The organism is Cellulophaga sp. BC115SP (genome assembly GCF_009905545.1).
Lineage (GTDB): Bacteria > Bacteroidota > Bacteroidia > Cytophagales > Spirosomataceae > Flectobacillus > Flectobacillus rivi.
Genome location: NZ_JAAALB010000014.1, coordinates 1 through 25389, shown reverse-complemented (window position 1 = coordinate 25389; position 25389 = coordinate 1). Strand labels below are relative to the sequence as shown.

The following is a 25389-nucleotide window of genomic DNA, read 5'->3' as shown; positions in this document are numbered from 1 at the left end:
TTTAAAATAATCACTCAATCACAAATCACTAAATAACTTAAGCAAGCAAATCAGCTATGGCTTTTTCTACTTTTTCAAAGCCAAATTTCTGTTTTACTTCTTCCATCATTGCTGTAATTTCTGCTGTACAGAGGTTACCAATACTTCCTTCGTGTGAATGTTGTAAATTACGATTTGGGTGGTATTCTCCTGAGTTGATTTCGTTTCCGATAATTTTGTAAGCTTCTCTAAAAGGTACACCTTGTAATACCAATTCGTTGACTCTTTCTACTGAAAACAATAAATCATACTTTGAATCGTCCAAGATACCTTCTTTAACCTGAATACCTGAAAGCATAAAATGAGTCATATCTAAGCAACTCAAAATTTCGTCGAAAGCAGGCATTAATACTTCTTTCAAAATCTGCATCTCACGGTGGTATCCAGAAGGCAAGTTGCTCATTACGAGCATAATATCATTTGGTAATCCTTTTAGCCTATTGGTTTTTCCACGAAGCAATTCTGCTACATCAGGGTTTTTCTTATGAGGCATAATAGAGCTACCTGTTGTCATTTCGTCAGGAAGTTTGATAAAGCCAAAGTTCTGAGAATTGTACAAACAGATATCCATTGCCAAACGAGATAAAGTTGAGGCAATTTGAGCAATAGCAGTTACCGCAAATAGCTCGGTTTTTCCTCTTGACATTTGAGCATATACTACGTTGTAATGCAAATGGTTAAAACCTAATAACTGCGTTGTCATGGTACGATTCAGGGGAAAAGAAGAACCATATCCAGCACCCGAACCAAGTGGATTTTTGTTGGCTAATTGATAGGCTGTTTGCAACATTTCCATGTCGTCAACCAAACCTTCGGCATAAGCCCCAAACCACAAACCAAACGACGATGGCATCGCAATTTGCAAGTGAGTATAGCCTGGTAACAAAACACTTTTGAAACGCTCACTAAGTTCAGTCAACAAGTCAAATAAGCGGAAAGTTGATTCGGCTAATTCTTGCAAACGTGCTCTGGTGAAAAGCTTCAAATCCACCAAAACTTGGTCGTTACGTGAGCGACCAGAGTGGATTTTTTTTCCAGCTTCGCCCAATTGACGAGTAAGCATCAATTCTACTTGCGAGTGAACATCCTCGATACCCTCTTCGATAACAAATTCACCGTTTTGGATACCTTGATAAATATTTTTCAATTCAGATTGTACCTGAGCCAATTCATCAGCTTCGAGTAAGCCAATGCTTTCGAGCATACGTGTATGTGCCAAGGAGCCTAATACATCGAACTCCGCTAATAATAGGTCAAACTCAGGGTCGCGACCTACAGTAAATTTTTCTATTTTCTCGTTAACAGAAGTATTATCTTTTTGCCAAAGCTTACTCATTTTGAATCTTGAGTTTTAAGTGTTGGAATGGGGAATTAGTGATTTAGTGAATTGTGAATGAGTGAGTTGTAAATTGTGAAGGAGTGATTTTTAAATTGAAAAGTTTATTAGGAAGGCTCAGATGTCTAATTTTGGTATTAATACAATTTTGGCTTCCATTGGACTAAACAATAACCCATTGGTCTAATTCACAATTCATTCATTCACAACTCACTCATTCACTCATTACAATGGTTTGTTTCAACATTTTGATGTACAAATCAATACCTTCTTCTATTTCAGAAAGGTAGATGAATTCATCGGCTGTGTGTGAGCGTTCAGAATGTCCAGGACCTAGTTTTAGTGATTGACATGATAAAACTGCTTGGTCTGAAGTAGTTGGCGAACCGTAGGTTTCACGACCTAATGCTAACCCAGCTTGAACAATTGGATGCTCCATTGGAATCGACGAAGGCTTCAATCGAATAGAACGAGGGATAGCCTCTGATTCAATATTTTGACGAATGGTTTCTAATATTTCCTCTAAAGTATATTGCTCCGTTACACGACAGTCAATGGTAAAAGTACAGCTATCTGGCACTACATTATGCTGCTTACCTGCATTGATGACAGTGACTGACATTTTGATAGGACCAAGTACTGGCGAAACTTTCGGAAACTGATAGTTTTTAATCCATTCAATATCTTTGATGGCTTTATAAATGGCATTATCGCCTTCTTCACGAGCAGCATGTCCAGCTTTCCCGTGGGTAATACAATCTACTACCATCAAACCTTTTTCGGCAATAGCCAAGTGCATTTGTGTAGGTTCGCCTACGATAGCAAAATCTATTTCAGGCAAATCATTATCCTTAAGAAGTAATTCCAACCCATTTACGCCCGAAATTTCTTCTTCGGCAGATGCCACAAATAAGACATTATATTTGAGGTCGCTGCGATGATAGAAATAACAAAACGTTGCTAAAAGACTTACCAAACATCCACCTGCATCGTTGCTTCCCAAACCAAATAATTTTCCTTCTTGAACTACAGGTTCAAAAGGGTCGAGTGTCCATTTGGGATTGGGCTTTACAGTATCATGATGGGAATTGAGTAATACGGTAGGAAGTTCGGGATTAAAATGCTGATTACGAGCCCACAGGTTATTGATTTTTCTTCTAAAAGGAATATTTCTTTCTCTGAAAAACTCTTCAAGAATATCGCCTGTTTTATCCTCTTCACGACTAAATGATTGCGTAGCAATCAATTGTTTTAACAACCCAATAGCATCTTGGGTCAATTGTTCTTGTAGGGTCATTGGAATCAGCCCGTTTGAGATAAAAATAAAAATTTTGGGTCGAAATTATCATGAACACTTTTGTTAAGCAAACATCAAACAAAAGAATTCAGAAATGTGCCGACTTTTGAGCTAACAAGCCTGTCAATATTTGCTTGTTATGTAAGATTGCATAATTACGCTTTAAGCTCTAGGTATTATGCTAAAAGTCAAAAAGTATTTCTCACGAAATAAGTAAACCTTTTTGCCTAATGCCTACGGCTTATACTTAAGTTAGTGGGCAAAATAAAATTTAAGATTGGGCATTGCGCTGTCAGGTAACGGCTTTCGGCGGTGGGCTTTGGAAAAAAGCATGGCTGTGGTTATTAAAAAACATCTTAACACTCTTTGCCTTGTGCCTGTTGCCTAGTGCCTAAACAAATAACTTAAATCTTATTCTGCACGATTACTTACTATGTTAAAATGTTGTATTTATTGTCCAAATTTCGCTGAAAATCGATTTGCTAAATCTTCAATCTTATCTTTTTGGGCGAGTTGTTCTATCCACTCACTTGGAATTTGTTCATAGCCATAATAAAAGCCTGCAATTCCACCTGTCACACTTCCAATGGTATCGGTATCATCACCTAAATTGACACCTTTTAATACTGCTGATTTGAAATTATCAGTTGTCAAAAAAGCCCAAAGAGAGGCCTCCAAAGTATGCAAGATATAACCAGAAGAAAAAACTTCGCTTTCATCAATTTTAGAAATATCGTCGAAAAGAAGTCTGCTATATAATTCTAATTCAGCTGGCTTTACTTGTACCGATAAAAGATAATCTCGTACCGTATTTTGTGTAATGCTATATGCTTCGTGTTTCTCTTTACCTTTCATCAAGTTGAGCAAATACTCCGTAGCAAAAAAACAGCCAATTAAGGTTCGTGTGTGCCCGTGGGTAATACCCGACACTATTTTGATAATACTGCAACGCTCCTCGATGGATTTATTTTGAGTATAGTACACAATCGGGAGTGTACGCATCAACGAGCCGTTTCCATTCGAATACTCATCGCATTCGCCAGAGTTTAGTGGCGAAACACCTTTTAGTAATCTATCGATGGCATTACGAGTCGCGATACCCACATCAAAAAATGCTCCGTGTGCTGTCCAATAGCCATTATCGTACCAGTCGCAAAACTTTTTGGCTAGACCGTCTAGGTCAAAACCTTCGACTAGTTGTTCTGCTAAACAAAAGGATAGAGAGGTATCGTCAGACCAAGTACCTGCTGGCTGGTGGTGAGTTCCGTAGGCACGCATCCCCTCTACAGGATGTGCCTTGAGGTGTTTACGGCTCATAAACTCGACAGGAACACCAAGGGAGTCGCCAATAGCAATACCAAAAAGTAGACCTTTGCTTTTCATAGAAATAAAATGATAATATAGTATTTAGCTATCAGTGTGTAATTTTTTGATTACCAAGGTGCTATGGCATATTGCCAGAATTTATATTGTTAGCTTTGTCCCAGCATTACCATCAGTTACAGCGGCAAGAACTTCTTTGGCGTGGCAGATAGTTACTTGTTTAACTCCTTCGGCTAGTGCTTTGAAAGCATTATCTAATTTGGGAATCATTCCTTTGTTGATAGCGCCAGTAGCTTTGTAGGAAGAATAGGCCTCTGGTTGTAATTGAGGAATTACAGAATCGTCGTCGTCTGGGTTCGAAAGTACACCTTTTTTCTCAAAACAGTACACCAAATTTACTTCAAATTCTTTGGCCATGGCTGTTGCTACTGCCTGAGCTTGTGTGTCGGCATTGGTATTAAGCATATTGCCATCGAGGTCATAAGTCAAAGGGGCAAATACAGGGGTTAGTCCTTGCGAAATCATTCCTGCAATTTGACCTGCATCTACACGCTCGATGTCACCCACAAAACCGTAATCGATTTCTTTTACAGGGCGTTTTTTAGAAAGAATAACACCTCCATCAGCACCAGTCAAACCAATGGCATTAGTGCCAAATTTTTGTAGTTGTGCTACGAGATTTTTGTTTACCAAACCACCATACACCATTGTTACGACGTTGAGCATAGATTGATCGGTAATACGACGGCCTTCTACCATTACTGTTTCGATACCTAATTTTTCAGCAATTTGCGTAGCGATTTTACCACCTCCATGAACCAAAATTTTAGGACCAGCGATTTGCGCGAAATCAGATAAAAATTGACTACATAATGTTGGGTTATCGATTACATTACCCCCAATTTTCACAACAGTGAGTTTCATAAAGATTATTTTGATTTGGTTAAACAGAAACGTTGCCTTCGCCTTTTTTACGAGCTAGCGCTATTAAACAACAAATGTACAGACCGTAAGACCTGTACATTCGAAAATATGATAGATTGATGGAGTAGTGGAAGAGTGGGCGAAAATGATTATCACTCATTCACTCAATCACCATTAGAACAAGTACGGGCTTTCTTCACGGATAATGCTCAGAAGCATTTGTTTGATGACAACTTGTGCTGACCATACACGGTTACCAGCTTGTTGTACTACCACCGAATTAGGAGAGTCTAATACAGCATCTTCAACAACCACATTACGACGAACTGGCAAGCAGTGCATAAATTTGGCGTTGTTAGTCAAGTTCATTTTGTCCATTGTTACCATCCATGATGGGTCTTGGTTCAAAATTTGACCATATTGAGAGTAAGATGACCAGTTTTTAGCATAAATAAAATCTGCATCTTTGAATGCCTCTTCTTGGTTGTAAGTTACTCTGGCATTGCCTACAAATTCAGGCGCAAGTTCGTATCCTTCTGGGTGTGTGATGACAAAATCCACATCAGCGGCGTTCATCCACTCGGCAAAAGAGTTTGGTACTGCTTGAGGAAGCGCTTTTACGTGTGGAGCCCATGTCAAAACCACCTTTGGACGAGGTTTTGTCTTTAGCTCTTCAATTGTAATTAAGTCGGCTAAAGACTGTAACGGGTGACGAGTAGCAGACTCTAAGCTTAAAATCGGACGACCAGTATATTTAACAAACTGATTCATGACATTTTCAGAATAATCTTCTTCACGATCCACTAAACCAGGAAAACTACGAATACCAACGATGTCACAGTATTGACCTACCACGGGTGCAGCTTCTTTGATGTGCTCGGCTTTGTTGCCATTCATAATCGCGCCATCTTCAAACTCCAATCCCCAGCTATCCTGTCCGACGTTCATTACGATTAGTTCCAACCCTAAGTTTTGAGCGGCTCGTTGTGTACTTAAGCGTGTTCGTAAACTTGAGTTAAAAAACAATAGACCCATGGTCCTGTTTTTGCCCAAATGCTTATCCGCATAAGGAGTTTTTTTATATAAAAGGGCTTCTTTAACTAGAGCCTGAACATCAACAGCATCTTTAACTGAAAGGAAGTTTCTCATTTTTTAAATATCCGATAGCAGTTCGTTGCAAGTTTTAAATGGAACAATTGATTAAAAGATGATTCTTCGACATTGCGATTGTCTTGAATTCAAACTACAAAGTTATTCCTAAATATGAGAATCACGTTAGTATTTTTGTAAAACTCCTTGATTTTAATGGCTTATTGCCACTTTTTGTGAAGATTTTTGAATAAATACGCAAATTGAAGGATAAACAGGGGACAAAAAATTTGGCGAACCCTACTAGAGCCCGCCAAGATTGTATCACTAACACACCAAAATATAGTTTTGCTTATTAGATTTTTGAAATACTATTCCACAAAACCTATTTCTACTATGAAAACTACTCATTTAACGTATGAAACTGAGAGAAGTCACAGTATATCTGAAAATTTTTAGATTTTTTTTGAAAAAAATAAAAAGCACATTTCCAAATCCTCTGAGTCTACTCAGATATACGAAAGAAGAGTTGAATTAGATTGCTAAGTAAGGAATTTTTTTTTGAAAAGTTATTACAAGAGAATTGTGAAAAATGATACTAACGACTAATGAGTAGTGTACTAAGGATTATAAAAACCATTTATTTCGGATTTAGGATGTTGGATTTCGGAACTGTAACCTTCTGTATTTTGTAAAAACAAAGGTGTTTTTCTTTATTTCCGAAATCCTTCATGCAGTTCTAACGACTAATATTCAATTTCCAATGTCTAACTAAGATTGTTTCGATATGTTCTACTTCTTCGATTTCGCCAAATTGTTGAAAGCCATTTTTTTCTAACACTTTTCCTGAACTTGTATTGTCAACAGGAGTATCTGCCAAGATTTGTAAGAGAGATGTATCTTGTTTAGCCCAATCAATGAGTCCTTTCAATGCCTCAGAGGCATATCCTTTGTTACGATAGGGCATATCTATGAAATAACCTACCATTGTATTACCATTGTCGTCGGGTAATCCCGAAAAGCCAATACCACCAATCGAACGATTTTCTTCTTCAAGAATAATCTCCCAATTTGAGTACCAAGCAAAGTCCCAAGGAAATATTTGTGCCATCGGAATCCAGAAATGTTCAAGAGCTTCGCGGGTTTCAGCTTCAAAAAAGGGTTCAATTTGCCAAGATGTTGGAACAAGCTCCAGATGTTTTTCTAGCGCCTCACGACCATGACGATGCCAAATCAGTAATTCATTATGTTTGAGTGCTTGAAGTTTGAGTCTTGAAGTGCGAATAATAGCCATATATTAACTGGACAGGGTTAGTTGTGAGGCATTTTAATGTAATGCTACAAAAATGACAAGGCAAATTTAGGTTTTATTTTTATCCAATTATTCTGCAAATATATCATCAAGTATTCGACCTTTGTGATATTTCCTATTTCTCATGTAACGCCAATTTGCGATGCTGGTTTGGTGTCGTACCCCTACAATAGCTGGTAAAAAAGGAAGAAAAGTGTATTAATTTTGAAGATTCTAAGATAGTAAAGCCTGAAAATAAACACCTTGCATGAAGCACACTAACAAGTCCTTTGATTAATGTTATTCACCGATGAATTATTTTGTTTGGTCGAAAAGTGGCCTTGTGTCCCATCTTTCAGTGCAACTTTTGTGTTGTAAATCTATCATTAGTTAACATTTGGGCAATAGTCCACTCATCTTTATTAAGAACCACTGATACTTTTTGTTTTTATAAAAGAATAACTTATCAACAACTTTGTCATCTATTTGAACATAAAGTTCAGGGCTTTCTAAAACATCATCATGAAAAAAGTTTTATTGTTTTCAGTATTAAGTTTTATCGGGTTTAATACTATGGCGCAGTTCCCTGGCGCAGGCATGGGAATGGGGGGAGGACAGCGTCAGCAGCCACAACAACAGGCGATTCCGGGAACAGCTCAGGCTGCACCCAAAGGATCTGCCAAGATTGTGGGTTTTGTGATTGACTCTGCTGCTACCAAAGCAGTCGAGTTTGCAAGTGTTGCTTTAATTAACAAAGCTACTAATAAACCTATCGATGGTACTGTTGCAGATGAAAAAGGTAAATTTACCTTAAATAAAATCGCAACAGGAGATTATGTGATTTCCGTATCGTTTTTGGGATATGTATCGAAAAGAATCCCAGTTAAAATTCAGAATAAAAATGATGAGATTGATTTGGGCGTAATTCGTTTGAGTCAGTCAAATCAGGTATTGCAAGAAGTAACCGTAGAAGGTCAAAAAGCAGTAATCGAAGACAAAGTAGACCGTTTGGTTTATAACGCAGAACGTGATGCTACCTCGAAAGGTGGCGACGCTTCGGATGTATTACGTAAAGTACCAATGCTTTCGGTTGACTTAGATGGTAACGTTTCGTTGCGTGGTAGCTCAAATGTTCGTGTATTGATTAACAACAAACCATCGACAATTGTAGCAACAAGTATTGCAGACGCCTTGAAGCAAATTCCTGCTGATATGATTAAGTCGGTAGAAGTAATTACTTCTCCTTCAGCTAAGTACGATGCGGAAGGTTCTTCTGGTATTATCAACATTATTACGAAGAAAAACAATTTGCAAGGTTTGACCTTGAACATGGATTCAAGTGTAGGTATTCGTGGAGCTAACCTTTCTTTGAATGGAAATTACCGTAAAGGTAATATGGGCTTCTCTTTAGGTGGATTTGGTCGTTCAAATTATAATGTGAATGGTACATTCGAAAACAGCCAACTTACGACTAACAACGGAAAACAAACTTTGAATACCCAGAGTGCAGATACTCGTAGCAACGGTTTGTTTGGTAGTTATCAATTGGGTTGGGATTGGGATATCAATAAATATAACGCTATCACAGCTTCGGTTCGTTATGGTGTTCGTAACCAAAATAGTTTCCAAGATAAATTGTTGAGTCAAAGCTATTCTGCTTCATCATTGATGTCAAAAACGCTTCGTGATGTAGATACAAAAGATTTGTCAGGAACGATTGATGCTAACATCGACTATACTCATACGTTCAAAAAGCCACAACAGGAATTTAGTTTGTTAACGCAGTTTAGTCGTAACAACCGTACTAATGACTTTGTGAATAATTTGTTGAACTTGACTGATAATAGCGTGACAAGTCGTTTGAAAAACAATAACGATAGCTATAACCAAGAAGTAACAGTTCAGGCAGATTACCAAACGCCAATTACTAAAACACAATTGGTTGAAGTAGGTGCTAAAGGGATTTTCAGAACAGTAAATTCAGACTATCAGTATTTTACTGCTCAGGGTGCAACGGGTGCTTATGTGCCAACTACAAGCTCTTCGACTGCATCAAACGTATTTAACTATACTCAAAATATCGCAGCTGCTTACTTATCATACACTGCTACTTTATCAAAATTATATACCTTGAAAGTGGGTGGTCGCTATGAGCATACTGACATTTCTGCAAACTTCAAGAGTGGAGACCAAACTTTATCGATTCCATCTTATGGAGTATTGGTACCAAGTTTGAATATCTCTCGTAAGTTAGGTACTGTAAGTACGTTGAAATTAGGTTTCAACCGCCGTATTCAACGTCCATCAATTCAGTTCTTGAACCCGAACATCAATGCGTCAAACCCATTGAATATTTCATCGGGTAATCCGAATTTGAGTCCAGAGTACACAAACAACTACGAATTGACTTTGAATACTTCTATCAAAGGTACATTCTTGACAGTGTCAACTTTCGTACGTAATACAACAGGAAGTATCGAAAGTGTTCGTGATGTAATTGGTGATACTATTCGTACGTCGTACCAAAACATCGGTAAACAAGATGCTTATGGTATGAATGCATTCGGAAATATCAATTTCTCGAATAAGTTAACCGTTGGTTTGGGTGGAGATGTGTATTATGCAAAATTGGCCAACAATGTACCAAATCCATTATACAATGCTTCAAACTCAGGTTGGGTAGCTAATTACCGTATTTTTGGTAGCTATAATTTGGGTAATAACTGGGGCTTGCAAGCATTTGGTTTCTATCGCTCAACACAAGTACAGCTACAAGGTTTCCAAGGAGGATTTGGTATCTATAGCTTGAGCGTGAAGAAAGATTTCAAAGACAAGAAAGGAAGTATTGGTTTTGGTGCAGAAAACTTCTTTACACCAAATGGCTTCAAAATTCATAGCGAAATTAACTCACCTATCATTACTCAAAATAGTACTAATACCATGCGTAACATGAACTTCAAGATTAACTTCAGTTATCGTATTGGTAAAATGTCGTTTGACGCTCCAAAACGCAAGAAATCAGTTAGTAATGATGACTTGAAAAATGATGGCGGCGATAATAACGGCGGTGGTAATGGTGGCGGTCAGTCTCAAGGTGGTGGCGGTATGCCAAGCGGAGGCGGTGGTCGTCCAAGATAGTACGGTGATTATGTAGCTATTTTATGTTTGAAAATGCTCAACCATTAAAAACAGAATTGCTAGATAATTACAACAAATTGATGTTAGTAATGAATAAAATTCCCCAGTTGTTCGACTGGGGAATTTTTTTTAGTGAGGGGTCTAGAGTGCTGAGTTGGGAGTTTTGAGTGAGGAGTTGTCCTTTGTCCTTGCCTAAACAAAGTTATATTAACACGCATTAGGCAAAAATCTATTCATGCTTCTATGACGAACACTTTTATATTTTTAGGTACTTCTGTGCCTATTGTTAGAAAAAGAAAATTCGTTATGAGTTCTGTAGTAGCGATAGTTTCGTAATCATTATTATGAAGGTTTTCAAGCAATTTCTGACTTTGTAAGTATTGCTTTTTTCCGAAATAAAGTAAAATACCTTTATTATTTACAAAATATAGAAGATTACACTTCCACAATCCAACATCCGATATCTGAAATAAATGGTGTCTATAATCCTTCTACACTCCTAATCCCAAATCCACAATAGCAAAAAAAATCCCCTACCCGCAAGAGCAAGTAGGGGAATATACAATCAGTCAAAATTGCAATATTAAAGAACGATTACGTAGTAGTAACGAGTGCCGTCCATATCTACACCCTCGATTTTTACACGACCTTTACGGTTTTGTAATAAATCAGCTGCTTCCTTGGCATCTTTTACTGCTTTGTCATCGATTTTTGAGATAATCAAACCGCTTTCAACTCCTTGATAGCCCAAACGACCTTCTGGATTTACATCGGTTAATTTAACACCACCTGAAAGTTTCAATTTGGCTTTTTCTGCTTCTGAAAGGTTGGTGATTTTAGCTCCAAGATATTCACTAGCAATAGCAGCACCAGCAGATTCACCTTTTACAATGTTGGTGTTGCCATCTTTATTTTTCAAAACAACATTGAAATCTTTCGTAGCACCATCACGGTTTACAGTTACAACAACTGTTTCGCCTGGACGCTTACGACCTACTAATTCCATTAATTTTGAATTCGATTTGGTTTCAATACCATCTACTTTGACGATCACGTCGTTTACTTTTAACCCTGCAGACTGTGCAGAGCTATTATTGGCAAATCCGCCAACTAATACGCCTTCGCTCACTTTTAGCCCTTTCTCCTCTGCAACCTTCGCTGAAACATCTTGGATACTCACGCCCAAGTAACCACGCTGAACGTTACCATACTTAATCAAGTCAGCTGATACTTTTTTCACAATACTTACAGGTACAGCAAACGAGTACCCCGCAAATTGACCTGTACGGCTGTAAATGGCTGTATTGATACCAATAAGTTCACCTTTCAAGTTCACCAAAGCACCACCTGAGTTGCCTGGGTTTACCGCTGCATCTGTTTGGATAAACGATTCAAGTGGATTTACATCTTCTTTATCACGGTCGATAATATTTTGACGACCTTTTGCTGATACGATACCAGCCGTTACTGTTGACTCAAGGTTGAAAGGGTTACCCACTGCCAATACCCATTCGCCAACTCTCAAAGCATCAGAATCACCGAATGTTAAAAATGGCAAATTCGTAGCTTTTACTTGAATTACGGCCAAGTCGGTAGAAGGGTCAGTACTTACTACTTTAGCCTTCAATTCACGCTTATCGCCAAGGATTACAGTTACTTCATCGGCATCTTGCACTACGTGGTTATTGGTTACGATATAACCATCAGCACTGATAATTACACCAGAGCCAGAAGCTTCTTGCGCTTCAGGTTGACGACGACGCCCACCGCCCAAATCTCCAAATCCGAAGAAATCTTCAAATGGATCTACCATTTGACGGTTTACTTGACGAGTCATTTTTGTTTTGATATGGACAACCGCAGGCGTAGCTTTTTCTGCTGCGAAAGTAAATTCTGTTAATGAACCTGCCGCCGCTCCACTATTCGACACCATGCGAGTAAAGGCAGATGGAGTATCTGAAAATACAGCGTCAGATGAAGACTTTTCGATGAATAACTTATAGGCTCCGAGCGTGGTCGCACTGCTCAAAGCACCAACGATGGCAAGGGTTTTTAAATTATTGTTCATTTCCATTTTGAATAAAGTGTTTTTAATGTGAACCAGACTCGTACTTTATTTCCTAAACGGTCTAGTGGAATAGATTGTTTTGTTGAAATTTGTAGCTGTTGGCTCTTGTTTACTTAAGCTTTTTGAAAAACAATCGGCCTGTATTTTTGAGCCTCTAACCAGTAAACTAACTGAGCGAGTTTTTTTGATTTCACTACGCTAATTTAACGCAAAATCGATATTCAAGGTGCACACATTAAAGGCATTTTAACATATTTTAAGAATTCTGTTACTTTCTGTATTTCGCTAGATAAAAAAATTGGGGAGTACCCGTCCAACTGTTTCTCGAAATTGAAAAAAAGTCAAGGATATTCCCCAATGTTATATGTCATAAGAAGCAATCTTTATTTACGTCTATTCTTTATGATTACAAAACTGCAATCTCTTTTACGGCTGGTTTAAGCTCTTCTTTTTTCGGTAATCCTACATGAAGAATGCCATCGGTATAAGTAGCTTCAATTTTTTCGCCATCTACATTTTTAGGTAGTGTAAATGTGCGTTGGAATTGGTTATAGTTAAACTCTTGACGAGTATATTTTTCAGTTTTTTCCTCCTGTTGTTGTTCCTGAACCGCCGATATAGTTAAGCGATTTTCGTGAAGACTCAATTTGAAATTTTCTTTTTTCAAACCTGGTGCTGCCACTTCAATTTCGAATCCTGTTTCAGATTCTTTTACGTTTACGGCTGGAATTGATTGATACAATGAGTTATGGAAATGTGCTTTTGGTAACATGGTGTCAAATTGTTTAAAAAGGTTGTTGAAATCGTTGTTGAAATTTGAATTTCTTTTTACTGCTGGGTTTAGTCTTACGAATGTCATGGCTGTAAATGTTTTTTTATTTTGTTAATTGAAAAAATCACTTTAAAAGAACTACCACTTGTTGCGGTGGTAATATTTTTTTTACAAGTTCTATACCAATTGAAAAATAAAGACATTTTGGCATGATTGTGGGTGTTTTGTTGATATTTTTACTGCCAAAATGGCGCTTTTGGTGTTTGGGCCATATAAAAATTGTCAGTCATTCGTATTTTTGCCGATGATTGTTTTGGAGAAAAAAACTACTTTAGCTTAATTTTTGCTGTAGAAATAAAAGATATTATTGTCATGAGTCGGTTGAAATCAATAAAATGACTCAACTCCAATCAACTAACACACAACATAAACTATATGTATCAACTGAAATCTTTACTTACTGCCTGTTTCATATTATTAGTTGTCCAACAGGATATTTTGGGACAACAAAAAAAGAAAGCAGAACCTACAAAACCTGTAAAAAATACAAAGTCTGAAACGCCCAACAATGTAAGCGTTAAACAGTCGGCAGGACCACAATCTAATTTACAAGGATTTAAGGCCAATAAGATGTCGACCAGAGACGGGCGTTTTGGCGTACCAGAAGAAATCGCACCTGATAGGTTTGGATTAAGAGGAGGGATAGGACAGGTAATTATTTTTGAAGGAGAGCAGTCAGATTTGATTCCAACTTTTGAAATCGGTGCTTTTGCTAACATTGGTTTTACACCAAGAAGCCGCTTTCAACCTGAAATTTATTACCAGTCGAAAGCAACACAAAAAAATGATATCACGCTCCATATAAATATGCTCAATGTTCCCTTATTGTACCAGTATCGCTTTGGGTATGACGCAAAGAGCTTTTTTATAGAAGTAGGACCTTATGCATCTTACCTGACAAGCATGAACTATTTTTCTTACTCTGTCAATAATACGATTGACTTGAGCGGATTATCTTTTGGTGACCGGGTGGAAATGGGAGTAGTGGCAGGAGCAGGATACCGCTTCGACAAGCGATGGTTTGTAGATTTGAGAGCTAATTATGGCTTGAAAAAAATCAAAGATTTCAACAATTTTACGACCGTATCGCTTGGTGTAGGATATGGATTTTAGAGCATGTTTAAAAATTTTACTTGGCTTGTATCGGAAAAACAAAGTTTCCCTTCGCTACTCCTTACTTTTCTTGTCTTGACACAAGAAAAGTAACAAAAGAAAGTCAAGAAATCCTAAACTCGCCTTCGGCTCAAACAACAGGATTTCTGAAAACAAATACATGTCTTTTCATTTTCAATGACTTATGAAGTTTAAACATACTCTTAGATAAAAATAGAGAATTTAGAGTGAGACTTATAATTATCAAGCTCCTCACTCTAAATTTATATTTCATTTTATACGTCTACTTCTACTGTATTACGTAAAATATCATCAAAGTTCTCGCGACGACGAATCAATTTTGCTTCACCATTAATGACCAAAACCTCCGCAGGGCGAATACGAGAATTGTATTGTGACGACATCGAGAAACAATATGCACCTGCATTTTTCATTGCAATAATATCACCTTTGTTGACGGTATTCATGCGACGCTCACTTTGCTGACCCTCAGCCGACCAACTAAAAGTATCTGTTTCGCAGATATATCCCACCACACGATAATCATCTTGTTGACTGTCGTCTTGGTTAGAGGCGTTAAAAATATCGTGATAAGCGCCATACATCATCGGACGTCCCAAATGATTCAAACCTGAGTTTACACATACAAAAGTCTTGATTGGGTCTTTTTTAACGGTATTAGCTGTGGTCAAAAATGTTCCAGCCTCACTGACCAAAAACTTACCAGGCTCAAACCATAATTGTAATGGACGACCGTATTCCTGGCAAAAATTCACAAATGCTGAACTCAAAACAGCTCCCAATTCAGCCATATTTGTAGTAATATCACCGTCTTTATAAGCTACTTTAAATCCACCACCCAAATCAATGATTTCTAAATCTTTGAAATCTTTGGCCATTTCCAAAATAGCTGAAGCTGCTTGCGTAAAAGCATCGGCATTTTTTACATCAGAACCCGTGTGCTGATGTAAACCGATGATTTTCATATCATACTTTTTCACAATGTCTAAAATTTGGTCTTTCTGATGAATCGAAATACCAAACTTAGATTCAGGGTGAGCTGTCATGATTTTTTCGTTACCACCTCCAAATACGTGAGGTTTGATACGAATCAAAGCACCTTTTTTGTTGCCATACAATTTTCCAAAGGCTTCCAGTACATCCAAGTTATCGAGATTGATACGTGCACCAATTTCAGCTGCCAACTCTATTTCATCAAACGAAACACCACTTGGGGTAAAGGTAATTTGTGAACCCTCATATCCAGCCATCAATGCCAAACGCAGTTCTTCAGGAGATACCACGTCGATTTCGACCCCATGTTTGCGCATGAGTTTTAGGATAGATAAATTGGTATTTGCTTTACAAGCGTATTTTATCTTTATGTTAACATCTTTGAATGAATCACGAAGAATGCCTATTTTTTCGATAATTTTGTTGGCGTCATATACATATAAAGGCGTATCAAATTTTTCGGCCAACTCTGTCAATTGAATCCCTTGGATGTCGTAATAATGCATTTTTTTGCTATTGTTAAATTCTATTTGTGCCTTTTGTGATAAATTAACAAAATATATATGCCGTTTAGATAAAAATTCAGAATACTATTTTGTCATTGTTTTCAATAAAAGCTAAATACAAAGATACCCCAATCTTATCACCAACTAAAAACATCCCTCATGAAAAAATTCTTATTATTCATTTTATTGTTTCAAATAGTACAGTTTGCCGTTACAGCGCAGATTCAGTGTGGGCCTATGGTGGGCTATTCTGAAATGAAGGAAGTAATGCTTTGGGTACAAACTCAAAAGCCTTCAAAAGTGAAATTTGTGTATTGGGATAAAGAAAATCCCGCTATCAAATACAGTACCGCTGAAGCTATTACCAACAAACATGATGGAAATGTAGCCAAGTTGGTTTGTGACCAAGTAACAATGGGCAAAAAATACGATTATGAAGTTTGGGTAAATGGTAAAAAAGTAGCACGTAATTATCCACTTTCGTTTCAGTCGCAGGAGTTGTGGCAATACCGTAAAGACCCAGCCAATTTTAAGTTTGCTTTTGGTAGCTGCAACTATATCAACGAATCAGAAACAGACCGCCCTGGACGTCCTTATGGTGGTTATCAAGAAATCTTCAGTGCGATTTACCAAAAACAGCCTGATTTTATGATGTGGGGTGGCGACAATTTCTATTACCGTGAGCCAGATTGGAACACTCGTACAGGGATGATTCACCGCAATACTCATTCAAGAAGTATTCCTGAAATACAACCATTATTGGGTAGCGTTCACCATTATGCGATTTGGGACGACCACGATTATGGTCCAAACGATGCTGACCGCTCTTTCTGGAATAAAGATATGTCACTAGAAATGTTCAAGCTTTTTTGGGCAAACCCTAATTATATTTTCGAGAATGAAGCTTGTACAGGTACTTTCCAATGGAATGATGTTCAGTTCTTTATGTTAGATAACCGTTGGTTCCGCACACCCAATGACAACCATACAGGAGATAGAGCGTTTTTAGGTCAAAAACAAATCAATTGGTTGATAGATGCTCTATCAGGAAGTAAAGCGACTTTCAAATTCATCGTTTGTGGTGGGCAAGTTGTTAATCCAGCTAAGGTATTCGAAAATATGGCAACGTATGATGCAGAAAGAGCCGACCTTTTGAAGAAAATTGCAGATGCTAAAGTACCAGGCGTATTTTTCTTGACTGGCGACCGTCATCATACTTGTTTACAGAAATTAGAAAGAGCAGGAAATCTCTATCCTTTGTACGATTTAACTATTTCGCCATTTACTTCTGGTCCGTCAAAACCTATTAAAGACGAAAATAATTCGCCAATTGTTGACGGTACATTATACACAGAACGTAACTTTGCAATCTGTGAAGTAGCAGGACCCTTGAAAGACAGAGTTTTGAAAATCACAGTATATGATACCAAAGGAACACAAGTTTGGGTAAAAGATATTCATGCTAATGAATTGAAATAAGAGCATCTCAGTTTGTAATATCTATCAACCAAGGCAATGGGGCACTAAGTGGTATCGGTTTCTGTTATATCAAAAAGAGATAGAGTTTTCAAAAATTCTATCCATCATTTAATTATCGAGAACCATGCAAGTAGAATTAGTTAGAGTAGATGATGCTTTCCATTTTGAAGCATCAGGAATGTCAGGAGTACCTGTACACATCGATGCAGCCGAAAATATAGGTGGTACCAACTCAGGTGCGCGTCCAATGGAACTTTTGTTGATGGGTTTAGGTGGCTGTACAGCCATTGATGTAATTTTGATTTTGAAAAAACAACGCCAACGTATCGACGACCTAAAAATCTCGGTATTGGGCGAGCGAGTAAAAATCGAAGGAACTGAAATGACTCCATTCCGTAGTATCAATATCCATTTTGCTATGAAAGGCAATATTACAGAAGCAAAAGCTCAAAAAGCGATTGAATTGTCAATGGAAAAATACTGCTCTGCAACAGCTCAATTGAGCCCTTCTGCTACTATTACGCATACTTATAGCATTGATTTTGCTGAATAGATTTAACTTGTTTACATTAGGCGTTAGGCAACAGGCACTAGGCAAAGAGTTTTAACAACTACAGATATGCTTTTGCCGAAAGCCAAATAGTTGAATCACTAACTTAGAAATACCATCGACAAAACCCTTGCTGACTTTGGTCAAGCAAGGGTTTTGTGCTAATTTTGGGGTCATTTTGAGAAAAATCAACCAGAAATTATCCTAAAAATATTGAATCAATGCACATCCTATTGATGTTGCTTCAATATTAGCTATAAATATTCATTATCCCATGCAACAGTATCACGATTTACTCCAACATATTATGGACAACGGTGCGGTAAAAACAGACCGTACTGGTACAGGAACAAAAAGTGTATTTGGTTATCAAATGCGTTTTAACCTTCAAGAAGGTTTTCCGATGGTAACTACCAAAAAAGTACACCTAAAATCGATTATCCACGAATTGTTGTGGTTTATTCAAGGTGATACCAATACCAAGTACCTCAAAGACCATGGAGTAAGTATTTGGGACGAATGGGCTAACGAAAATGGTGATTTAGGTCCTGTATATGGCAAACAGTGGAGAAGCTGGACAGCGCCAAATGGTAAGGTGATCGACCAATTAAAAGAGGTGATTGATACCTTGAAAAAAAGCCCAGATTCACGTCGTATCATTGTTAGTGCATGGAATGTAGGAGAATTATCAGAAATGGCCTTGATGCCTTGTCATGCATTATTCCAGTTTTATGTAGCTGATAACAAACTTTCGTGCCAATTGTACCAACGTAGTGCTGACGTATTTTTGGGTGTACCATTCAATATTGCTTCTTACGCCCTTTTGACAATGATGGTAGCACAAGTTTGCGATTTAGAACTTGGTGATTTTATCTGGACAGGTGGCGATACGCACATCTATTCAAATCATTACGAACAAGTAGCTACGCAACTTTCACGTGAGATTCGTCCATTACCAACTATGAAAATTAATCCAGAGGTGAAAGATATTTTCTCTTTCAAATTTGAAGATTTTACCTTGGAAAACTATAACCCACACCCAGCGATTAAAGCTCCTGTTGCGGTTTAAGTAAAAATGATGAATTGTGAATGATGAATTGTGAATTAGTAGTTGTGTCATTCAAGCATATAAAAAGTAAAAAGCGGAAACCAATTTCTTGATTTCCGCTTTTTACTTTTGTCTTAAAATCTATTTTGAAAACAGCGCAACGTCTGCTTGCATCATATCGTCTACAAGAGCATTCAAGTCAAATTTTGGTTTCCAGTTCAACTTGGTTTGAGCTTTGGTTGGGTCACCAATCAACAACTCTACTTCTGTTGGACGGAAATAACGAGGGTCTACTGCTACTACCTCTGTACCAATTGCTACTTGATAAGCAGGATTTGAACAAGATTTAACGATTCCTTTTTCATCAATACCTTCGCCAGTAAACTCTACTTCGATACCAACATAAGCAAATGCCATACGTACAAACTCACGTACACGTGTTGTGATTCCTGTCGCGATAACGTAATCTTCTGGCGTATCTTGTTGCAAAATCAACCACATAGCTTCTACGTAATCTTTGGCATGTCCCCAGTCACGTTGAGCGTCTAAGTTCCCTAGGTATAATTTATCTTGTTGTCCTAAAGCAATCTGAGCTACAGCACGCGTGATTTTACGAGTTACGAAAGTTTCGCCACGTAATGGAGATTCGTGGTTAAACAAAATACCATTCACCGCAAACATATCATAAGCCTCGCGATAGTTTACGGTAATCCAGTAGCCGTATAATTTAGCAACGGCATAAGGAGAGCGAGGATAGAATGGTGTATTTTCTGATTGTGGCACTTCTTGTACCAAACCATAAAGCTCAGAAGTGGAAGCTTGATAAATTTTAGTTTTTTTCGTTAAACCAAGCAAACGTACTGCTTCCAAAATTCTTAACGTACCAATACCATCTACTTGTGCGGTATATTCTGGTTCGTCGAATGAAACTTTTACGTGCGACATCGCCCCTAGGTTATAAATCTCGTCGGGCTGAACTTCTTGAATAATACGAATGATATTGGTAGAATCACTTAAATCGCCATAATGCAAAATAAATTTTACATCACCTTTGTGTAAATCTTCATACAAATGGTCGATTCTTTGCGTATTTATCAACGAACTACGGCGTTTGATACCATGAACTTCGTAACCTTTCGAGAGGAGCAGCTCTGCCAAATAGGCTCCGTCTTGTCCTGTAATACCTGTAATTAGGGCTTTTTTCATTTATAAAATTAGAATACGTTATTTCAATTTTGCCATTTGCCGTTTAGGCATTTTGCAAAAATAATAAATCCATTCACCAATCTCAAAGTTTTTACTTACTGGTTAGTAGATGGTTAAAATTTATACGTAGTTAAACGATGATTGTCACGGTCTAAATAGTACTTTTCAAAGAAAGGAAGTTGCTTGAACGTGTCGTAATATGCTTCTTCTCTGAAACCTTATTTCACAAACATTCCTTTTTTGATTTCTACTTTATCTGGTAAAATCAAGGCGCTTGGGTATGTCTCTTTGATAGAGGCAAAGTATCTTTCAGCATCCATTCTGTTTAAAAAATCTCCTACTTTTACTTTGTAAACAGGCTGTTGAAATGTCAAATACGGAAAAATTTCTGGGTAGGTCTGATACGTATATACCTTGGCATCGTCGGCAGACTTACGATCATTTCCGACATATATCTGAATACGAAAGCCATTTGCAAACTTAATATTCTTGTTTTGCGACGCAATTGTATCCAAGATAGGGTCTAAGCGCTTGTTGATATATAATGGAACATCTCGATTGTCAAAAACAATCTTAGAGGCTTTGGCTGAATTTACGACCTGATTTGACTCATCTTGATCCTTGAATTTGGGACGAAAACTAGACAAATCTTGCTGGAAAACGTGATGTTCTGCACTTCTAGTCTCTCCACTTTTTGTTTTGCTACTCGCAATACCTGTTTGGGTCGAGGCGGTTGGGCTTTGCGAAGCACAAGCTGAAGTCAACAACAGTATTCCATAAAAACCTATTATTCCAATGTGTTTTTTCATACAATTTGCTCAGGATTATAATGACTTAATTTTTGCGAGAGGTTATCAATATCGACTAAGATTGAAATAAAGAGTCTGAATAGCAAGAGATAACTCACACGGAAGTCTTGTCAAAGATACAATTTTATTAAAATAATTGAAAAGCACTTTACTCATTGTAACTTTGCTTTACGTTTATTTTAAATTTTCATTCGTTCCAACAACAACCTAATGAATATTCAAGAAAATATTTCTTTAAAAGCCTATAATACTTTCGGGCTTGAAGCTACGGCTCAATACTTTACTGAGGTCAAAACAGTTGAAGCATTGGTAGAAGTTTTATCACTCGAAACTTTCAAAGATACCCCAAAATTGTTTTTGGGTGGCGGAAGCAATATTTTACTAACAAAAGATTTTGAGGGCTTGGTGATTAAAATAGATATTCAAGGAATCGAGAAGGTCGATGAAAATGAAAATCATGTGTATTTGAAAGCAGGAGCGGGGGTAGTCTGGCACGAGTTTGTGATGCATTGTATTGCCCATGACTGGGCAGGCGTCGAAAACCTTTCGTTGATTCCTGGTACAGTGGGGGCAGCACCAATGCAAAATATTGGGGCTTATGGAATTGAAATCAAAGATGTTTTTGAAAAACTCGAAGCGCTTAATTTAGAAACGCTTGAAATAGAAACTTTTACATTGGAGCAATGTCATTTTGGTTATAGAGAAAGTATTTTTAAGAACTCTCACAAAAATCAATATGTTATTCTTAATGTAACGTTTATCCTTAGTAAAACGCCCAATTTTCATGTCGAATACGGTGCTATTAAAGACACTTTGAAAGAAATGGGTATCGAACAACTCAGTATCAAAGCCATTAGCGATGCAGTGATTCATATTCGTCAGAGTAAATTGCCTAATCCAGCTGAAATTGGTAATTCGGGCAGTTTTTTCAAAAATCCAGAAATACCCAAAGCACAGTTTGATACATTGAAAGAAAAATTCCCACATATCGTGTCATTTCCGAGTGTAAATCCTGAGTTGATTAAAGTGCCCGCAGGTTGGCTTATTGAGCAAGCTGGTTGGAAAGGTTTTAGAGATGGACAAATAGGTGTACATGCCAAACAAGCTCTCGTACTTGTAAACCATGGTGGAGGTAATGGCAAAGCGATTAAAGAATTAGCCTATAAAATTCAAGATTCAGTCAACGAAAAATTCGGTATTTTGCTACATCCAGAAGTGAATTTTATATAACTTTCTACTATGAAATTAAAGCTCAAAAATATAGGTACACTCAAACAGGCAGAAATTGATTTATCGAAAGATTTAATCGTTTTGGCTGGGCCCAACAATACAGGTAAAACGTATGCGGCTTATACTGTGTATGGCTTTTTTGATACACTCAAGGAAAATAGAAGAGCTATTTTAGATATTTTCACAAGAATTGATATTGATAATACGATTACCCAACTCCTAAGTGCAACATCGAAAAATAACCCTTTTGAGTGTAAAATAAATGTTGATACCCTTGTTGATAAAATTCTTGATATAATCTGGGAACATATTAAAATAATCTTTCCTGCTCAACTTTCGCATATATTTGCCGCAGACCAAGCAAATTTTGAAAAATCTCAGCTAGAGATTAGTGTTGATAAAAAAGAATTAAATGATTTTATAAAGGGAAAAAAAATCTTTTTTCAAGAAGATACTTATTTTTCCTTTCCTTTTAAAAATAACATCAACATTTCAAAGAAAGAAAACGACGATTTTATTTATATTAGCGTTCTTACTGATGGTAGCACCGATGATTTTCTTCATGGTTCTTTTCTTGAAAACTTAGGTATGCGTATCACAGGTTTACTCATCGAGCATATTCTTGATTTTTACATCAAAACCATCTATATCAATACTGCCGAAAGAAGTGCCATCAATATTTTCAGTAAAGAGCTATCTATTAAGCGAAACACTATTATTGACAAATTATTAGAAGTAAGAGATACGAAAAACGGCAGTATCAATCAACTAATGGGTAAACTTCAACGATACCCTCTCCCCATTCGTGATAGTTTAGCTATAGCCGAAGATTTAGCCAATCTATCTCGAAATAAAAGTGAATACGGTTTCTTAGCTGATAGAATTGAAGAGGTTCTTTTAGATGGGAGAATTACTACGTCAAAAGAAGGTGAAGTACAATATAGTCCCAATAAATCAAAAGTAAAAAACCTTAGTATTCACCTGACGGCTTCAATTGTGAAGTCCCTTTCTAATTTAGTATTTTACTTTAGGCATTTGGCTCAGAAAGGCGATTTTATCATTATTGATGAACCAGAATTAAACCTTCACCCCGATAACCAGCGAAAAGTAGCTCGACTCATCGGAGAAATTATCGGCCATGGCTTTAAAGTGATGATTAGTACACATAGCGATTATATTATTCGAGAAATCAATAATCTAATCATGTTAAAATCAGGTGGAGAAAAAGCAGAAAACTTAATTGCTAAATATGGTTACAAAAAGGAACAACTTGTTGATTACAAAAGAGTTGGATCTTCTCTTTTTAAAAATAACAGAAACTACAATATAGAAGTATCAGAAACAGGTTTTGAAGTAAATACGATTGACGAAGAAATTAATAATTTGAATAATGCTTCAGAAGAAATCTTTTTTACCCTTTTTGATTAACCATGATTCTACAACGTATAGAAGAAATCATTTTCTCAGGATATAAGGAAAATGTATCTGGGAGTACATTTGAACTGAGAGAAGATAATAAAAATACAAAATGTGCTAAAGCTAAAATCCAAAAGACTGGTGATATTTTGGTTTACAAATTTGATAAATCGCCCAAGAAAGATGGACGTGAAATAAAAGATAAACTGCCATTTTTAAATGATATATCTGGTGTAAAAAGCATGGCTGATTTTCTTCTTTTTTATGTAAAAAAAGATAGGCTATTTGTCATTATCTGCAACCTCAAATCAGGTAACAAAGGCAATAGTGCAGACCAAATTGAAGCAGGAAAAATATTTGCTAATTTTATCGTGAGTACTGCCCAACGGATGTTTCAAGAGGATTTTGAAGAAGTTAAACCTGAGTTTATTCCAATACTGTACTCATCAGTTCCTTTATTTAAAGTCCCAACCAATCCTAGAAGAATTCCACAAAATAAAATACGTAATTACATCTCAAATGATTCTCAAACAGACACTTGCGATTTAGATGCAATTTGTCACTAACAATTATCATGAATATTCCCAAATTAAAAAACTTAGATAAAAATAATTTCTTCTTAATGGCAGGTAGTTGTGCCATCGAGAATCGTGATTTGGCTTTTGAAATTGCTGAAAAAATAAAAGGGATTACTGACCAATTTGGTATTCCATTTATTTTCAAAGGTTCATACCGTAAAGCAAATCGTACAAAATTGAACTCTTTTACAGGTATCGGGGATATTCCTGCCTTGGAAATCTTGAAAGAAGTGGGCGAGTATTATGACCTGCCTACGGTAACAGATATTCATGAGTCTGACGAAGCGGCTATGGCAGCTCCGTATGTAGATGTATTACAAATTCCCGCATTTCTGTGCCGTCAGACAGACCTTTTGGCTGCTGCTGCCAAGACAGGTAAAGCTGTAAACATTAAAAAAGGACAGTTTATGTCTGGTCCTTCTATGGGGTTTGCTGTAGAGAAAGTATTGCACGAAAACCCTAATGCTCAGGTATTTTTGACAGACCGTGGTAACTCTTTTGGCTATGGTGACTTGGTGGTTGACTACCGCAATATTCCTGAAATGCAAGCTCATGGTGTTCCAGTGGTGATGGATTGTACTCACTCGTTGCAACAACCAAACCAAGGAACTGGTGTAACAGGTGGCAAGCCTCAATTGATTGAGACTATCGCCAAAGCTGCTATTGCAGTAGGAGCAGATGGTTTGTTTATCGAGACACACCCAAATCCAGCTATTGCTAAATCTGATGGTGCCAATATGTTGCCATTAGATAAGTTGGAAGCTTTATTAGAAAAATTAGTACGTGTGAGACAAGCCATTGTTTAAACATGATTCATCCCTAATTGAGTGATTTAGTGATTGAGTGGATGAGTGATTATGTTACAATTTGTATTCTAGTAGTAGAGACGCAATGATTGCGTCTTGATCTGAATAAAATCTAGTATAATTTCATCAAAAAAGCGGTCGAAAAATAGTTTTCGACCGCTTTTTTGATGAAATGTTAAGTTTAACATTCTGTATGACTCATGTTGATACTACAATACAAAGGCTTCCCTTTTAGAGTATAAACAATTGATTATCAGGCATTTTTATCAAAAAGCAATCCCCGAAAATGCACAAATT

At 37.1% G+C, this 25389-nt stretch carries 20 protein-coding genes; 9 read left to right on the top strand and 11 right to left on the bottom strand.

Features of this window, described 5'->3' with window-relative positions; genetic code table 11:
- Positions 1–37: 37 nt before the first annotated feature.
- The 6 genes from argH to GVN22_RS12435 form a co-directional block, all read right to left on the bottom strand.
- Positions 38–1375: an argininosuccinate lyase gene (gene argH, locus GVN22_RS12460; protein ID WP_166551357.1), complete on the bottom strand. Its 1338-nt coding sequence runs from the start codon at positions 1373–1375 to the stop codon at positions 38–40.
- A 214-nt stretch (positions 1376–1589) separates the two neighbouring features.
- Positions 1590–2672 (bottom strand): M20 family metallo-hydrolase, encoded by a 1083-nt coding sequence (locus GVN22_RS12455; protein ID WP_166551356.1) that lies wholly within the window; start codon positions 2670–2672, stop codon positions 1590–1592.
- Positions 2673–3122: 450 nt separating this feature from the next.
- A complete protein-coding gene (locus tag GVN22_RS12450; protein WP_166551355.1) occupies positions 3123–4055 on the bottom strand; it encodes an ADP-ribosylglycohydrolase family protein in 933 nt (310 codons plus the stop codon).
- Positions 4056–4136: 81 nt separating this feature from the next.
- Entirely contained in the window at positions 4137–4919 is a 783-nt protein-coding gene (argB, locus tag GVN22_RS12445; protein WP_166551354.1) for an acetylglutamate kinase, read from the bottom strand.
- A 174-nt stretch (positions 4920–5093) separates the two neighbouring features.
- Positions 5094–6068 (bottom strand): N-acetylornithine carbamoyltransferase, encoded by a 975-nt coding sequence (locus GVN22_RS12440; RefSeq protein WP_166551353.1) that lies wholly within the window; start codon positions 6066–6068, stop codon positions 5094–5096.
- A gap of 679 nt (positions 6069–6747) precedes the next feature.
- Positions 6748–7302 carry a GNAT family N-acetyltransferase gene (locus tag GVN22_RS12435; protein WP_166551352.1) on the bottom strand — a complete coding sequence of 185 codons (555 nt, stop codon included), beginning with the start codon at positions 7300–7302 and terminating at the stop codon, positions 6748–6750.
- A 519-nt stretch (positions 7303–7821) separates the two neighbouring features.
- On the opposite strand from GVN22_RS12435, the gene GVN22_RS12430 reads away from it, so the two are divergent.
- Complete coding sequence (locus tag GVN22_RS12430) at positions 7822–10437, top strand: outer membrane beta-barrel family protein (protein ID WP_166551351.1); 2616 nt, start codon at positions 7822–7824, stop codon at positions 10435–10437.
- A 583-nt stretch (positions 10438–11020) separates the two neighbouring features.
- On the opposite strand, the gene GVN22_RS12425 is transcribed toward GVN22_RS12430, so the two are convergent.
- Both GVN22_RS12425 and GVN22_RS12420 read right to left on the bottom strand, forming a co-directional pair.
- Positions 11021–12505 (bottom strand): Do family serine endopeptidase, encoded by a 1485-nt coding sequence (locus tag GVN22_RS12425; RefSeq protein ID WP_166551350.1) that lies wholly within the window; start codon positions 12503–12505, stop codon positions 11021–11023.
- Between the two features lie 406 nt (positions 12506–12911).
- Positions 12912–13364, bottom strand: coding sequence for an Hsp20/alpha crystallin family protein (locus tag GVN22_RS12420; RefSeq protein ID WP_205690879.1), 453 nt, complete (start codon positions 13362–13364; stop codon positions 12912–12914).
- Between the two features lie 348 nt (positions 13365–13712).
- On the opposite strand from GVN22_RS12420, the gene GVN22_RS12415 reads away from it, so the two are divergent.
- A complete protein-coding gene (locus GVN22_RS12415; protein WP_166551349.1) occupies positions 13713–14450 on the top strand; it encodes a porin family protein in 738 nt (245 codons plus the stop codon).
- 275 nt (positions 14451–14725) lie between these two features.
- Here GVN22_RS12415 and lysA read toward each other — a convergent pair whose 3' ends face one another.
- Positions 14726–15970, bottom strand: a complete 1245-nt coding sequence (gene lysA, locus GVN22_RS12410) for a diaminopimelate decarboxylase (protein ID WP_166551348.1) — start codon at positions 15968–15970, stop codon at positions 14726–14728.
- A gap of 159 nt (positions 15971–16129) precedes the next feature.
- On the opposite strand from lysA, the gene GVN22_RS12405 reads away from it, so the two are divergent.
- The 3 genes from GVN22_RS12405 to GVN22_RS12395 all read left to right on the top strand — a co-directional run bounded on the left by GVN22_RS12405 (position 16130) and on the right by GVN22_RS12395 (position 19068).
- On the top strand, positions 16130–17449 hold the full coding sequence (locus GVN22_RS12405) for an alkaline phosphatase (RefSeq protein WP_166551347.1): 1320 nt from the start codon (positions 16130–16132) through the stop codon (positions 17447–17449).
- A gap of 124 nt (positions 17450–17573) precedes the next feature.
- Positions 17574–18002, top strand: a complete 429-nt coding sequence (locus GVN22_RS12400) for an OsmC family protein (RefSeq protein WP_166551346.1) — start codon at positions 17574–17576, stop codon at positions 18000–18002.
- A 271-nt stretch (positions 18003–18273) separates the two neighbouring features.
- Positions 18274–19068: a thymidylate synthase gene (locus GVN22_RS12395; RefSeq protein ID WP_095160265.1), complete on the top strand. Its 795-nt coding sequence runs from the start codon at positions 18274–18276 to the stop codon at positions 19066–19068.
- Between the two features lie 120 nt (positions 19069–19188).
- Here the strand turns inward: GVN22_RS12395 and gmd are convergent, their stop codons facing one another.
- Together gmd and GVN22_RS12385 are read right to left on the bottom strand one after the other, a co-directional pair.
- A complete protein-coding gene (gmd, locus tag GVN22_RS12390) occupies positions 19189–20253 on the bottom strand; it encodes a GDP-mannose 4,6-dehydratase (protein WP_166551345.1) in 1065 nt (354 codons plus the stop codon).
- Between the two features lie 218 nt (positions 20254–20471).
- Positions 20472–21062 (bottom strand): SPOR domain-containing protein, encoded by a 591-nt coding sequence (locus GVN22_RS12385; RefSeq protein ID WP_166551344.1) that lies wholly within the window; start codon positions 21060–21062, stop codon positions 20472–20474.
- A 210-nt stretch (positions 21063–21272) separates the two neighbouring features.
- Between GVN22_RS12385 and murB the strand changes: the two genes are divergently transcribed.
- Genes murB through kdsA form a run of 4 tightly spaced genes read left to right on the top strand, consistent with a single transcriptional unit; the run spans position 21273 to position 25092 of the window.
- Positions 21273–22292 (top strand): UDP-N-acetylmuramate dehydrogenase, encoded by a 1020-nt coding sequence (gene murB / locus GVN22_RS12380; RefSeq protein WP_166551343.1) that lies wholly within the window; start codon positions 21273–21275, stop codon positions 22290–22292.
- A 9-nt stretch (positions 22293–22301) separates the two neighbouring features.
- Complete coding sequence (locus tag GVN22_RS12375; protein ID WP_166551342.1) at positions 22302–23720, top strand: AAA family ATPase; 1419 nt, start codon at positions 22302–22304, stop codon at positions 23718–23720.
- Between the two features lie 2 nt (positions 23721–23722).
- Positions 23723–24274: a hypothetical protein gene (locus GVN22_RS12370; RefSeq protein ID WP_166551341.1), complete on the top strand. Its 552-nt coding sequence runs from the start codon at positions 23723–23725 to the stop codon at positions 24272–24274.
- A 2-nt stretch (positions 24275–24276) separates the two neighbouring features.
- Complete coding sequence (gene kdsA, locus GVN22_RS12365) at positions 24277–25092, top strand: 3-deoxy-8-phosphooctulonate synthase (protein ID WP_370520414.1); 816 nt, start codon at positions 24277–24279, stop codon at positions 25090–25092.
- Positions 25093–25389: the final 297 nt, after the last annotated feature.

Excerpts from the sequence above, each read along its gene's own strand:
- argH (WP_166551357.1), bottom strand. The coding sequence starts at position 1,375 with ATGAGTAAGCTTTGGCAAAAAGATAATACTTCTGTTAACGAGAAAATA.
- GVN22_RS12455 (WP_166551356.1), bottom strand. The coding sequence starts at position 2,672 with ATGACCCTACAAGAACAATTGACCCAAGATGCTATTGGGTTGTTAAAA.
- GVN22_RS12450 (WP_166551355.1), bottom strand. The coding sequence starts at position 4,055 with ATGAAAAGCAAAGGTCTACTTTTTGGTATTGCTATTGGCGACTCCCTT.
- argB (WP_166551354.1), bottom strand. The coding sequence starts at position 4,919 with ATGAAACTCACTGTTGTGAAAATTGGGGGTAATGTAATCGATAACCCA.
- GVN22_RS12440 (WP_166551353.1), bottom strand. The coding sequence starts at position 6,068 with ATGAGAAACTTCCTTTCAGTTAAAGATGCTGTTGATGTTCAGGCTCTA.
- GVN22_RS12435 (WP_166551352.1), bottom strand. The coding sequence starts at position 7,302 with ATGGCTATTATTCGCACTTCAAGACTCAAACTTCAAGCACTCAAACAT.
- GVN22_RS12430 (WP_166551351.1), top strand. The coding sequence starts at position 7,822 with ATGAAAAAAGTTTTATTGTTTTCAGTATTAAGTTTTATCGGGTTTAAT.
- GVN22_RS12425 (WP_166551350.1), bottom strand. The coding sequence starts at position 12,505 with ATGAACAATAATTTAAAAACCCTTGCCATCGTTGGTGCTTTGAGCAGT.
- GVN22_RS12420 (WP_205690879.1), bottom strand. The coding sequence starts at position 13,364 with ATGACATTCGTAAGACTAAACCCAGCAGTAAAAAGAAATTCAAATTTC.
- GVN22_RS12415 (WP_166551349.1), top strand. The coding sequence starts at position 13,713 with ATGTATCAACTGAAATCTTTACTTACTGCCTGTTTCATATTATTAGTT.
- lysA (WP_166551348.1), bottom strand. The coding sequence starts at position 15,970 with ATGCATTATTACGACATCCAAGGGATTCAATTGACAGAGTTGGCCGAA.
- GVN22_RS12405 (WP_166551347.1), top strand. The coding sequence starts at position 16,130 with ATGAAAAAATTCTTATTATTCATTTTATTGTTTCAAATAGTACAGTTT.
- GVN22_RS12400 (WP_166551346.1), top strand. The coding sequence starts at position 17,574 with ATGCAAGTAGAATTAGTTAGAGTAGATGATGCTTTCCATTTTGAAGCA.
- GVN22_RS12395 (WP_095160265.1), top strand. The coding sequence starts at position 18,274 with ATGCAACAGTATCACGATTTACTCCAACATATTATGGACAACGGTGCG.
- gmd (WP_166551345.1), bottom strand. The coding sequence starts at position 20,253 with ATGAAAAAAGCCCTAATTACAGGTATTACAGGACAAGACGGAGCCTAT.
- GVN22_RS12385 (WP_166551344.1), bottom strand. The coding sequence starts at position 21,062 with ATGAAAAAACACATTGGAATAATAGGTTTTTATGGAATACTGTTGTTG.
- murB (WP_166551343.1), top strand. The coding sequence starts at position 21,273 with ATGAATATTCAAGAAAATATTTCTTTAAAAGCCTATAATACTTTCGGG.
- GVN22_RS12375 (WP_166551342.1), top strand. The coding sequence starts at position 22,302 with ATGAAATTAAAGCTCAAAAATATAGGTACACTCAAACAGGCAGAAATT.
- GVN22_RS12370 (WP_166551341.1), top strand. The coding sequence starts at position 23,723 with ATGATTCTACAACGTATAGAAGAAATCATTTTCTCAGGATATAAGGAA.